The following is a 12,410-nucleotide window of genomic DNA, read 5'->3' on the forward strand; positions in this document are numbered from 1 at the left end:
AGGTTTCAAGCCCGGAGCATAAGGCCCTGTCAAAAAACGATACTCCGCATCAAGGGCCGCCTGGGCATGAGTCGTTATCCCTTGATTACCCATATCCACCCAGATAAAACCGCCACAGCCCAATACGGATGAGACGCTCGGGGGGGCGAGCATCTGGAAAAGGGCTGGTCGGGCGAGCCGACGGGGTTTCCGGGGGGGAACCTCGTCGGCCGCTGCTCCCGGCAGAGGAACCAAACTGACCGTCCCCCTTTGGCGCGTTCGAGAGGGGCATCCGACGGCACGATGACCCAGTTCCGGGGCAAATTCATCAACGGGTTGGACAAGAAGGGCCGCTGCAGCGTGCCGGCCCTGTTCCGCACCCGCCTTGCCGGAGAGGGCCTCGTCCTGCGCCGTTCCACCCGCCATCCCTGCATCGAGGCCTGGCCCACTTCCGCCTTCGAGGCCGAGGTCAGCCCCAAGAGCCCGCTCGACGAACCGAGCGAGGATGATGAATTCAAGGCCTATGCCCTCTACTCCGACACGGTGGACGTCACGCCCGACCCCGATGGCCGCATGATCCTTCCCGCCGACCTCATCCAGTTCGCGAAGCTGAGCGACAGCGTGGCCTTCCTCGGCCGCATGGACTGCATCGAGCTCTGGGAACCCGCGGCCGCCGAGGCACAGATCGAGAAGGCCCGTCAGGCGCTGGCCGAGAAGGCGCGCGCCCGGGCCGCGGCGGGGAGCGCCTGATGGCCCATATCCCCGTCCTGCTCCAGGAGGTCCTGGAATACCTGGCGCCGCGCGCCGGCGAGAACATCCTCGACGGCACCTTCGGCGGCGGCGGCTATGCCCGCGCCATCCTTGAGGCCGCCCCCTGCACCGTCTGGGCCATGGACCGCGACCCCGAGGCGATCGCGCGCGGCGCGGCCCTGGCCGCCGCGTATCCCGGCCGCCTGCACCTCATCGAGGGCCGCTTCGGCGACATGCTCGCGCATCTCTCGGCCGCAGGCGTGTCCGCGCTGGGCGGGGTGGTGCTGGACCTCGGCGTCTCCAGCTTCCAGATCGACACGCCCGAGCGCGGCTTCTCCTTCCGCTTCGACGGTCCGCTCGACATGCGCATGGGCCGCGGCGGCCCGAGCGCGGCCGACCTCGTGAACACCCTTCCCGAGGCCGAGCTCGCCCATCTGATCTGGGAGCTCGGCGAGGAGCGGCATTCCCGCCGCGTTGCCCGCGCGATCGTGCGCGACCGCGCGGAGGCGCCCTTCGAGACCACGCTGCGCCTCGCCGAGACCATTCGCCGCGCCGTGCCGCGCGACCCGTCCGGCATCCATGGCGCGACCCGAAGCTTCCAGGCGCTGCGCATCCGCGTGAACGACGAGCTGGGCGAGATCGAGCGCGCGCTGGAACAGGCGCTCGGACTGCTGGCGCCCGGGGGCCGAATCGTTGTCGTATCATTTCACTCGTTGGAGGACCGGATCGTGAAGCGTGCCTTCCAGAAGGCCGCAGGCCGCACCCCTGGGGCGTCGCGGCACGACCCAGGCGCGCTGCTGGCGCCGCGCGCCGAGACGGAATTCGCCCTGCTCACGCCACGTTCCGTCCGTCCGGGCGCCACGGAGGCCGCGGAAAATCTGCGGTCCCGCTCCGCCCATCTCCGCGCCCTGCTCCGCAAGCCCGAAAGCCGCGCCGCATGATCCATCCGCTGACCCTCGTGACCTTCGCGGCTTTCCTCGGCTCCGGGCTCTACGTCTTCCAGACCAAGGAGGAGGTGGCGAAGCTGGACCGCGAACTGCGCGACGTCAGCCGCCAGATCGAGGGCGAGCGCTCCCGGACGCAGACGCTCTCGGCCGAATGGGCACGGCTGAACGACCAGGACCGGCTGCGCAGCATGGTGACGAGCCACCTGCGCGACATGCAGCCGATGGAGCCCTCGCAGTTCCAGCGGCTGGACGACGCGCAGCGCCGCATGCCGCAGGCCGTGGCCTTCGTGCCGGAAGCCACCGGCTTCCGGCGCCGCGCCGACGCGCCCTCCGCCCCGGGCGAGGTCCTGGTCTTCACCGCCGCGAGCATGCTGGCCGAGGCGGAGCCGCGCCGCGCCAGGCCGGCGCAGCGCGTCGTGCCGGCCACCGAGCCGGCCGTGGCCGCCGCATCCGCGCCCGTGGTGGCCGCGCCCGTCGTGACCGCGCCCGTCGTGGCCGCGCCGGCTCCGCAACCGGCCCCCGTCGCCGTCGCCGTCGCGGCCGCTTCGCCGGCTGCCCGCGCGCCCGCCGCAGCGCGGCCGGAAGCCGCCGCGCTGCCGCCCATCGCCGGGCCCAGCCTTGCCGCCGCGACCCGCCCGGTCCCGGCGGTCGCGCCTTCCTCCACCGAGCTTGCCGTCGCCGCGCCGCGCGCCAGCGCCTTGCCGCCGATCGCCGGTCCCGCCGCCGCGCCGGCCGCACGCACCGAGTCCCCCGCGGCGCGTGTCGCAGACGCCGCCCCGACCCCGCGCGCCACGCCCCGCATTCGCGTCGAGGCGCCGGCCCCGCGTCGGGCCCAGCTCGCCCAGGCTCCGATCGCCGCACCCCCGGCGCCGCTCCGCACGGCCATGCATGTCCAGCCCGCGCAGGCGTCCGGCGGCTCGCTGCTCGGCGGCGGCATGAGCCTGCCGCCTCCCGTGCCCTTCGGCCGATGAGCGACCTGCCCCCCCCTGCCCCGAACGCCCGGCCCCTCGGCTTCGACGGGCTGCCCCTGCCCGAGCCGGGCCTGCCCGCGCGCGATGCGCTGCCGCGGGAAAGTCCGTCGCGCGCGCTGGTCCGCGTCGCCGCCTCGGAGGCCGCGCAGATGCGCAGGATGCGCGGGCGGCTGGCGGTGGCCTCCATCGGCTTCGGCGTGCTCTTCCTGGCCGTCGCGGCCAAGCTCACCGACGCCACGGTGCTCTCGCCCGCCGCCTCGCGCATCGCCCAGGCGCCGCGGATTCCGGCGCCGGAGCCGGCCGTCAGCCGCGCCGCCATCACCGATCGCAACGGCGAGATCCTCGCCGTCACCGTGCGCGGCACGGCGCTCTACGCGCGGCCGGCCGAGATCGATAATCCGGTCCAGGTCGCCGACCAGCTCGCCCGCATCCTGCCGCACCTAGACCGCGCCAGGCTGGTCCCGCGGCTCAGCCCGCCGCGGCAATTCGCCTATATCGACCGCTTCATCACGCCGCGGCAGCAGCAGCAGATCAACGACCTCGGCATCCTCGGCCTCTACTTCGAGACCGCCGAGCGCCGCACCTATCCGCGCGGTCGCGACGCCGCCCATGTGCTAGGCGCGGTGGACGTGGACGGCGAGGGCATCGCGGGCGTCGAGAAATGGTACGACGAGCGCCTGCGCGTGAGCCCCACGGCGCTGCGCCTCTCCATCGACATCCGCATCCAGCGCGAGCTGCGCGAGGCGCTGGACTACGCGATCGACCGCTTCAGCGGCATCGGCGGCTCGGCCATCCTGATGGACGTGAACACGGCCGAGGTCATCGGCATGGTCAGCCTGCCGGACTTCGCCGCCTCCGACCTCGCGACCGCCCCGGCCGAGCAGCGCTTCAACCGCGCCGTGACCGGCGTCTACGAGCCGGGCTCGACCTTCAAGCTCTTCACCGCCGCCATGGCGCTGGATTCCGGCACCGTCACCCTGAACTCGGGCTACGACGCGAGCCGCCCGATCCGCATCGGCCGGTTCCAGATCGACGACTACAAGGGCAAGCACCGTTGGCTCTCGCTGCCCGAGATCATCGCCTATTCGTCCAACCTGGGCACCGCGCACATGGCGATGGCGCAGGGGATCACACGGCATCGCGAGTTCCTCGGGCGCCTGAGCCAGCTCTCGCGGCTCGGCGTCGAGCTGCCCGAGGCGGCCTCGCCGCTGGCGCCCTCCGCCCGGCGCTGGCGTGACATCAACACGATGACCATCGCATTCGGCCAGGGCATCTCGGTGACGCCGCTGCACATCGTCACGGGCGTCTCGGCGCTGGCGAATGGCGGCATCCTGCGTCAGCCGACCGTGCTCGCCGTCCCGCCCGGGCAGGAGCGCGAGGGCGTGCGCGTCATCAGCGAGCGCACCTCGGAGAGCATTCGCCGGCTGATGCGCGTCGCGGTGACCGACGGCTCCGCGCGTGCCGCGGATTCGCCGGGCTATTTCGTCGGCGGCAAGACCGGCACGGCGCAGAAGGTCGGCAATCGCGGCCAGTACCTCGAGAACCAGCGCATCTCCTCCTTCATCGGCGCCTTCCCGATCAACGCGCCGCGCTATGCGCTGCACGTCCTGGTGGACGACCCCAAGGGCCGCGCCGACACGGGCGGCTACGCGACGGCCGGCTGGGTGGCCGCGCCCGCCGCGCGCCGGGTCGTGGAGCGCACGGCGCCCATCCTGGGCCTCGTGCCCGAGATCGAGCGCATGGCGCAGATCCAGCAGACCATCGCCCTGTCGCTCAACGGCGCCCGCCCCACGGCCCAGCGCCCGGCCGCCACCGCGCCGGCCGCGCCCGCGGCGTCCCCGCGCGTCCCCGCCATCGCGCCCCGCCCCCTCCCCTCCATGGAACCGCAGCCTCCCCCTCTGCGCCGCACCGATGCGAGCGACGGCATCGCCATGCCACGGCTGGTGCTGCATGTGACCTCTCCTCCCCTTTCCTTCCCCCCCTCTCAGCCCCCCGAGACAGGCCGTGCGACTCGATGAGCTCCGCGCGCCCTGCCCGAGGCTGAGCGGTTCGGGCTCGGCTGAAATCCGCGGAATCACCGCCGACAGCCGGGCCGTGCGGCCGGGCTTCCTCTTCGCCGCCCTGCCGGGCGCGAAGGCCGACGGCACGCGCTTCATTGCCGATGCGGTGAAGGCCGGCGCGGCCGCCGTCCTGGCGCCGGAAGGCACGGAATGGCCGGCCGAGGTGCCCGAGCGGCCGCTGCTGCGCGCCGCCGATCCCCGCCGCGCGCTGGCGCTGATGGCCGCCGCCTTCCATGGCGCGCAGCCGGAACGGATCGTCGCCATCACCGGCACCAACGGGAAAACCAGCACGGCGGATTTCCACCGTCAGCTCATGGCGCTGGCCGGGCGGCGCGCCGCCTCGCTCGGCACGCTCGGGCTGATCGCCGAGGGCTTCCCGGTCGGGCCCAGCCTGACCACGCCGGATCCGGTCTCGCTGCACGCGCAGCTCGCCGCCCTGGCGCAGGCGGGCGTCACGGACCTCGCCATGGAGGCGAGCTCGCACGGGCTCGACCAGCGGCGGCTCGACGGGGCGAAGCTCGCCGCCGGCGCCTTCACCAACCTCACGCGCGACCATCTCGACTATCACGGCGACATGGCCGGCTACCGCGCGGCCAAGCTGCGCCTCTTCGACCGGCTGCTGCCCGCCGGCGCCACGGCCGTGCTGCATGCGGACATGGAGTCCGGCACGCTCGAGGCGCTGCGCGGGATCGTCGCGGCGCGGGGCCTGCGCGGCATCGAGGTCGGCGAAGCCGGGCGCGACATCCGGCTGATCTCCCAGCGCGCGCTGCCGGCCGGCCAGGTGGTCGAGCTCGACGCCTTCGGCCGGCGCGAGAGCGTGACGCTCGCGCTGCCGGGGCGCTTCCAGGCGGACAACGCCCTCGTCGCCATGGGCCTCGCGGCCGGTCTGGGCGTCGACGCGCTGGCGCTCCTGCCGCGCCTCGCCGGCGTGCGCGGCCGGATGGAGCTGGCCGCCACCCTGCCCAACGGCGCCGCCGTCTATGTCGACTACGCGCACACGCCGGACGCGCTGGCCCGGCTGCTGGCCGCGCTGCGGCCCCATGTGGCGCCCGGGGCGAAGCTGCATGTCCTCTTCGGCGCGGGCGGCGACCGCGACCCCGGCAAGCGCCCGCTGATGGGCGCCGCGGCCGCGGAGTCCGCCGACGTGCTCTGGGTCACTGACGACAATCCGCGCAGCGAGGACCCTGCCGCCATCCGGGCCGCCATCCTCGGCGCCGCCATCCCTTCCGCCACCGCCGCGCGCGACGCGGGCGAGCGCGAGGGCGCCATCGCGGCGGCCCTCTCGGCGCTGCGGCCGGGCGACGTCCTGGCCGTCGCCGGCAAGGGGCACGAGAGCGGCCAGACCATCGCCGGCGTCACCACGCCCTTCGACGATGCCGAGGTGGTCCGCCGCCTCGCGGGGATCGCGGCATGACCGCGCCCGACGATCGGAGCGTCGAAGGGCGGGGCGACGGCGCCCTCTGGACCTGCGCCGAGCTGCGCGCGGCGACGGGCGGCAGTTGCGACGACTCCCTGGAGGTCTCCGGCATCTCCATCGACACCCGCACCGTCGGCGAGGGCGAGCTCTTCGTCGCCCTGCGCGACGTCCGGGACGGGCACGACTTCGTCGGCCAGGCCTTCGCCAAGGGCGCCGCCGCCATGGTGGACCGCGGCGTCGAGGCGGTCGGGCCCATGCTGCGCGTCGCCGACACGCTGGCCGGCCTTACCGCGCTGGGCGCCGCGGGGCGCGCACGCAGCGCGGCACAGGTGATCGCCGTCACCGGCAGCGTCGGCAAGACCACGACCAAGGAGATGCTGAAACGGGCCTGCGCGGCCCTCGGCGCCACCCATGCCTCGGCCGCCAGCCACAACAACCATTGGGGCGTACCGCTCACCCTCGCCCGCATGCCGCGCGACACGGAATGGGCCGCCATCGAGATCGGCATGAACCATCGCGGCGAGATCGCGCCCCTCGCGCGCCTGGCGAAGCCCGGCGTGGCCGTGGTGACCAATGTCGGCACCGCCCATATCGGCCATCTCGGCAGCGCGGAGGCCATCGCCGACGAGAAGGCCGACATCGCGGCCGGCATCGCCCGCTGCGGCGTCGCCATCCTGCCGCAGGACAGCCCGCATTTCGCCCGCATGGCCGACATCGCGGCCGGCTACGGCGCCCGGGTCGTGGGCTTCGGCGAGGATCCCGCCTCCACGGCGCGGCTGATCGCCTTTCGCGGCGGCGAGGCGTCGGGCGAGGCGGAATTCGACCTCTCGGGCCGCCATGTGACGCTGCGGCTGGAGCAGCCGGGCCGGCACATGGCGATGAACGCGCTGGCGGCGCTGGCCGCCATCCAGGCCGCGGGCGGCGATGCGGGCCTCGCCGCCGCCGCGCTCTCGGGCTTCGGCGCCGGGGCCGGGCGCGGCGAGATGCGCCGCATCTCCACCCCGGACAAGGGCACGGCCCTGCTGCTGGACGAGAGCTACAATTCCTCGGACAGCGCGCTGCGCGCCGCCTTCGCCGTGCTGGCCCAGCAGAAGGCGCGCCGCCGCATCGCCGTCCTGGGCGACATGCTGGAGATGGGAGAGTTCGGCCCTGCCCTGCACTCGGCGCTGGCCTCCGATGCGGCCAGCGCGGCCGAGCTGGTCTATGCCTGCGGTCCGCTCATGGGGCATCTCTTCGCCGCCCTGCCGGCCGACCGCCGCGGGGCGCACACCCCAGATGCCGCGAGCCTCGCGCCGCTTGTCGCCGCGGCCCTCCGCGACGGCGATGCGGTGCTGGTGAAGGGATCGCTCGGCATGCGCATGGCCGAGATCATCCGCGCACTCACGGGTGCCCCCAAGGATGCCCCTGGGGCGGGCACCGATAGGAAGACCGCATGATCCCCCTGCTGCTCGGCCCGTTGGCTGACGATTTCATTCTGTTCAACCTGGCCCGCTACACCACCTTCCGCGCGGGCGCCGCCTGCATGACGGCGCTGTTCATCGCCCTGTTCTTCGGCAAGAAGGTCATCGCCTGGCTGCGCACCTTCCAGCCGGGCGGCCAGCCCATCCGCGAGGACGGGCCGGCGAGCCACCTGCTCACCAAGAAGGGCACGCCGACCATGGGCGGCGTGCTGATCCTGCTGTCGCTCACGCTCTCCGTGCTGCTCTGGGCCGACCTGCGCAACGGCTTCGTCTGGGCGGTGCTCTTCGTGACGCTGGGCTATGGCTGCCTGGGCTTCGTGGACGACTGGCTGAAGGTCACCAAGCGCAACACCAAGGGCGTCTCGGGGCGCCAGAAGCTGATCGCGCAGGCGGCCATCGCACTCGGCGCGGCCATCTGGTTCTCCCTGATGCTGCCCGAGCCGCTCTCGACCACCCTGGCCGTGCCCTTCCTCAAGGACACGCTGGTGCCGCTCGGCCTCGCCTTCCCGCTGGTAGCGGTGTTCGTGATGATGGGCGCCTCCAACGCGGTGAACCTGACCGATGGGCTGGACGGGCTGGCCATCGTGCCGGTCATGATCGCCTCCGCGGTCTTCGCGCTGATCGCCTATCTCGTCGGCAACCGGGTCTTCGCCGACTACCTGCAGCTGCATGCGGTCGCGGGCGCGGGCGAGCTCGCGGTCTTCTGCTCGGCGCTGATCGGCGCCTCGCTCGGCTTCCTCTGGTTCAACGCGCCGCCGGCCGCGGTCTTCATGGGCGACACGGGCAGCCTGGCGCTGGGCGGCGCGCTGGGGGCGGTGGCGGTGGCGACCAAGCACGAGATCGTGCTGGCCATCGTGGGCGGGCTCTTCGTCGTGGAGACGCTGTCGGTCATCATCCAGGTCTTCTGGTTCAAGCGGACCGGCCGGCGCGTCTTCCTGATGGCGCCGCTGCACCACCATTTCGAGAAGAAGGGCTGGGCCGAGCCCACCATCGTGATCCGCTTCTGGATCATCGCGATGGTGCTGGCGCTGGTCGGCCTTTCCACGCTGAAGATCCGATGACGGCGTCCGATCGCAGAGCCAGTGCGGCGCCCGGCGACCAGCCCTTCGCGGGCCTGCGCGTCGCGGTGGTGGGGCTGGGCAAGGCCGGCCTCCCGGCCGCGCGCCGGCTGCGCGAATGGGGCGCCGAGGTGACCGCCTGGGACGACCGGGCGCCGGGCCGCGAGGCGGCGGCGGCGGCGGGGCTGCATGTGGCCGACCCGGCCGGCGATTTCATCCAGGACGCCCTGCTGCTCTCGCCTGGCATCCCGCACGCCCTGCCGCGCGCGCATCCCGCCGCGGCGGCCGCCCGGGCCCTGGGCAGGCCGATCCTGGTCGATGTCGAGTTCCTCTACCGCGCGGTCCGCGCCGCCGGCAGCAAGGCCCGGTTCGCCGGCATCACCGGCACCAACGGCAAGAGCACGACCACGGCCCTGCTCGGGCATCTGGTCGCCCGCGCCGGCATCCCCGTGCAGGTGGGCGGCAACCTGGGCCCGGCGGCGCTCGACATGCCCATCCTGGACGACGACGGCATCTATGTCCTCGAGATGGCGTCCTACATGCTGGAACGAATCGAGACGCTTCGATTCAACTGCGCAAGCATGCTGAACCTCAGCGTCGACCATCTCGACCGCCATGGCGACATGGACGGGTACCGCGCCGCCAAGGCGCGCATCTTCGCGACGCAGCGCGCCGGGGACACGGCCGTGCTCGGCATGGACGATCCGGCGACCGCCGGCCTGCGGGACGGCCTCCGCGCGCATGTCGTGCCCATCTCGGGGCACACGGCGCAGCATGGCGGCTTCTGGGCCACTGGCAGCCTGCTACGCGACGGGCGCGGCCTCATCGCCGACCTCTCCACCTGCCCCACCCTCCCCGGCGCGCACAACGCCCAGAATGCGGCCGCCGCCTGCGCCATGGCGCTCGCGCTCGGCCTCCGGCGCAACGACCTCGCCGACGGGCTGCACTCCTATCCCGGGCTGCCGCACCGCCAGGAGATCGTGGGCACGATCCGCGGCGTGCGCTTCGTGAATGACAGCAAGGCGACCAATGCTGACAGCGCCGCCCGCGCGCTCGCCAGCTACGAGCGCGTGGTCTGGATCGCCGGCGGCACGGGCAAGGAGGGCGGCATCGCGCCGCTCGCGCCGCATTTCCCGCGCATCGCCCGGGCCTATCTCATCGGGCAGGATGGCGGGATCTTCGCCGCGACGCTGGCCGAGCACGGCGTGCCGCATCTGCGCCTCGACACCCTGGAGGAGGCGGTCTCCGCCGCCGCGGACGCCGCCTTCGCCGGCGCCGCCGAGGTGGTCCTCCTCTCGCCGGCGGCGGCTTCCTGGGACCAGTTCACCGGCTTCGACCAGCGCGGCGACCATTTCCGGGCCCTCGTCCAGAACCTTTCCAAGGGGCACGCCTGATGGCCGTCTCGCGCAACGACACCTCGCTCCTCGGCCGCTGGTGGTGGAGCGTGGACCGCTGGACGCTCGCCGCCCTGCTTTCGCTCGTGGCGATCGGCTACGTGATGATGCTCTCCGCCTCGCCGGCCGTCGCCGAGCGCATCGGCGCCTCCTCGCGCCACATGTTCCTCGCGCGCCAGGTCTTCTACTCGGCGATCGCGGTGGCGGTGATGGTCGCCTGCTCGCTCTGCACGCCGCGCTGGGTGCTGCGGCTGGCGCTGCTGGGCTCGCTCGGCGCGCTGGCGCTGACGGCGGCGACGCTGGTGGTCGGCGTCGAGATCAAGGGCGCGCGCCGCTGGCTGCCCATCCCGGGGCTCTCGCTGCAGCCCTCGGAATTCCTCAAGCCCTGCCTCGCGGTGGCCTGCGGCTGGCTGATCGCCGAGGGCAAGCGCTCGCGCCGGTTTCCCGGCCTCACCATCTCGTTCTGCCTGATCGGCATCGTGGCCGTGCTGCTCAAGCAGCAGCCCGACATCGGCATGCTGGCCGTCATCGTGATGGTCTTCCTGGCCCAAGTCTTCGTCTCCGGGATCAACCTCTTCTGGGTGGCGATGGGCGGCGCGAGCGTCGTGGGCATGGGCATCCTCGCCTATATGCTGCACGGGCACGTGCGCAGCCGCGTGCAGCGCTTCCTCGACCCCGAGGCGGGCGACAACTTCCAGATCCGCATGTCGCTGGAGGCCTTCGGCAATGGCGGGCTGCTGGGCCGCGGCCCCGGCGAGGGCCGCGTGAAGGACGTGCTGCCCGACGCCCATGCCGACTTCGTCTTCCCGGTGGTGGGCGAGGAGTTCGGCCTGGTCGTCTGCCTCGTCATCCTCGCGATCTTCGCCTTCGTGGTGATCAGCGGCCTCGTGCGCCTGCGCCACGAGCGCGATCCTTACGTGACGCTCGCCGCCACGGGCCTGCTCACGCAGTTCGGCCTGCAGGCCTTCATCAACATGGGCAGCTCGCTGCACCTCATCCCGACCAAGGGCATGACGCTTCCCTTCGTGAGCTACGGCGGCTCCTCGGTCATCGCGCTCGCCATCGGCATGGGCTTCCTGCTGGCGCTGACGCGCCGCCGCACGGCGCGCACCGAGGATACCCAGCCGTTTCTCCCCTCGGGCCTGCCGGCAGGCGGCCGCCAGCCGGTCATGACATGAGAGGTCCCTCGGTGCGCCCCATCGCCATCGCGGCCGGCGGCACGGGCGGGCATCTCTTCCCGGCCGAGGCCCTGGCGGCCGAGCTCACCGCCCGCGGGGAGCGGATCGTGCTCTTCACCGATTCGCGCTCGGCCGCCTTCGACAGCCCGGCCTTCGCCAATGCCGAGCGCTTCGTCCTCAGCGGCGAGGGCATCGCCGGGCGCAGCCCGCTGCGCGCGGCCAGGGGCGCGATGAAGCTCGCGGCCGGCACGGTCACGGCGCGGCGGCTGCTACGGCGGCTGGACGCGGCGGCCGTGGTGGGCTTCGGCGGCTATCCCGCGATCCCGCCCGCCTTGGCCGCGCTCAGCCTCGGTGCCCGACGCCCGGCCCTGATCCTGCACGAGCAGAATGCCGTGCTCGGCCGCGCCAACCGCGCCCTGGCGCCGCGCGCCGACCTGCTGGCCCTGGCCTATGCCGACACCACGCGCGTGCCGAAGGCCGCCAAGGCGCAGGTGGTCGGCAATCCCGTCCGCCCGGCGCTCGCCGCCCTGGCCGGCGCCGGCTATCCCTCGCCCGAGGGCGCGCTGCGGCTGCTGGTGACCGGCGGCTCGCTCGGCGCCCGGGTCTTCGCCGACCTCGTGCCGCCCGCCATCGCCGCCCTGCCCGACGCGATCCGCGCCCGCCTCGTGGTCGCGCAGCAATGCCGCGTGGAGGACCTTGAGCGCGTCCGCGCCGCCTATGCCGGCACGGGCATCCCGGTCCAGCTCTCGCCCTTCTTCCCCGACATCGCGGGGCGGCTGGCGAATGCGCATCTGGTCATCGCCCGATCCGGCGCCTCGACGGTGGCCGAGCTGGCCTGCGCCGGCCGGCCCTCCCTCCTGCTGCCCCTGCCCTCGGCCATCGACAACCACCAGTTCGCCAATGCACGCGCCCTCGCGGAGGCCGGAGCGGCCCTGATTCTCCCCCAGGCCAGCACCACGCCGGTGCGACTCGCTGAATTGCTGGCGGAATTCCTGGGCTCGCCGGAAAGGCTTGCCGAAGCGGCCCGGGCTGCGGCATCCCTGGCCCGCCCCCAGGCCGCGCGCGACCTGGCCGACCTCGTCCTCGCCCTCGCCAACCCCGCCGACCGGATTGGTGCCAACCTGCTTCAGGAACCTCGCTGATGCGCGCGCTGCCTCTCTCCATCGGGACGATCCATTTCGTCGGCATCGCCTGCC

At 73.3% G+C, this 12,410-nt stretch carries 10 protein-coding genes; all 10 read left to right on the forward strand.

All coding sequences use genetic code 11. From position 1 onward, the window contains the following. The first annotated feature begins 282 nt into the window (after positions 1–282). From EJV46_RS15355 to murG, 10 genes are read left to right on the forward strand one after another with little or no spacing between them, the layout of a single operon-like run. Positions 283–729: a division/cell wall cluster transcriptional repressor MraZ gene (locus tag EJV46_RS15355; protein WP_131549568.1), complete on the forward strand. Its 447-nt coding sequence runs from the start codon at positions 283–285 to the stop codon at positions 727–729. Next, the gene (gene rsmH, locus EJV46_RS15360; RefSeq protein WP_131549569.1) at positions 729–1,670 is read left to right on the forward strand and encodes a 16S rRNA (cytosine(1402)-N(4))-methyltransferase RsmH; all 942 of its coding nucleotides are present in this window, start codon (positions 729–731) and stop codon (positions 1,668–1,670) included. The genes EJV46_RS15355 and rsmH overlap by 1 nt, the downstream gene beginning before the upstream one ends. Next, the gene (locus EJV46_RS15365) at positions 1,667–2,647 is read left to right on the forward strand and encodes a hypothetical protein (protein WP_131549570.1); all 981 of its coding nucleotides are present in this window, start codon (positions 1,667–1,669) and stop codon (positions 2,645–2,647) included. Before rsmH ends, EJV46_RS15365 begins: the two co-directional genes overlap by 4 nt. Continuing rightward, the gene (locus tag EJV46_RS15370) at positions 2,644–4,665 is read left to right on the forward strand and encodes a penicillin-binding protein 2 (protein ID WP_131549571.1); all 2,022 of its coding nucleotides are present in this window, start codon (positions 2,644–2,646) and stop codon (positions 4,663–4,665) included. Before EJV46_RS15365 ends, EJV46_RS15370 begins: the two co-directional genes overlap by 4 nt. Then, positions 4,652–6,121 (forward strand): UDP-N-acetylmuramoyl-L-alanyl-D-glutamate--2,6-diaminopimelate ligase, encoded by a 1,470-nt coding sequence (locus tag EJV46_RS15375; protein WP_131549572.1) that lies wholly within the window; start codon positions 4,652–4,654, stop codon positions 6,119–6,121. Before EJV46_RS15370 ends, EJV46_RS15375 begins: the two co-directional genes overlap by 14 nt. After that, positions 6,118–7,560 (forward strand): UDP-N-acetylmuramoyl-tripeptide--D-alanyl-D-alanine ligase, encoded by a 1,443-nt coding sequence (murF, locus tag EJV46_RS15380; RefSeq protein WP_131549573.1) that lies wholly within the window; start codon positions 6,118–6,120, stop codon positions 7,558–7,560. The genes EJV46_RS15375 and murF overlap by 4 nt, the downstream gene beginning before the upstream one ends. Further along, positions 7,557–8,645, forward strand: a complete 1,089-nt coding sequence (gene mraY / locus EJV46_RS15385) for a phospho-N-acetylmuramoyl-pentapeptide-transferase (protein WP_131549574.1) — start codon at positions 7,557–7,559, stop codon at positions 8,643–8,645. The genes murF and mraY overlap by 4 nt, the downstream gene beginning before the upstream one ends. Then, on the forward strand, positions 8,642–10,036 hold the full coding sequence (gene murD, locus EJV46_RS15390) for a UDP-N-acetylmuramoyl-L-alanine--D-glutamate ligase (protein ID WP_131549575.1): 1,395 nt from the start codon (positions 8,642–8,644) through the stop codon (positions 10,034–10,036). Before mraY ends, murD begins: the two co-directional genes overlap by 4 nt. Then, entirely contained in the window at positions 10,033–11,214 is a 1,182-nt protein-coding gene (locus EJV46_RS15395) for an FtsW/RodA/SpoVE family cell cycle protein (RefSeq protein ID WP_370323093.1), read from the forward strand. Before murD ends, EJV46_RS15395 begins: the two co-directional genes overlap by 4 nt. An 11-nt stretch (positions 11,215–11,225) precedes the next feature. Continuing rightward, complete coding sequence (murG, locus tag EJV46_RS15400; RefSeq protein ID WP_370323090.1) at positions 11,226–12,356, forward strand: undecaprenyldiphospho-muramoylpentapeptide beta-N-acetylglucosaminyltransferase; 1,131 nt, start codon at positions 11,226–11,228, stop codon at positions 12,354–12,356. The last annotated feature ends 54 nt before the right edge of the window (positions 12,357–12,410 follow it).

It is taken from the genome of Roseococcus sp. SYP-B2431 (assembly GCF_004336745.1).
Taxonomy (GTDB): Bacteria; Pseudomonadota; Alphaproteobacteria; order Acetobacterales; family Acetobacteraceae; genus Roseococcus.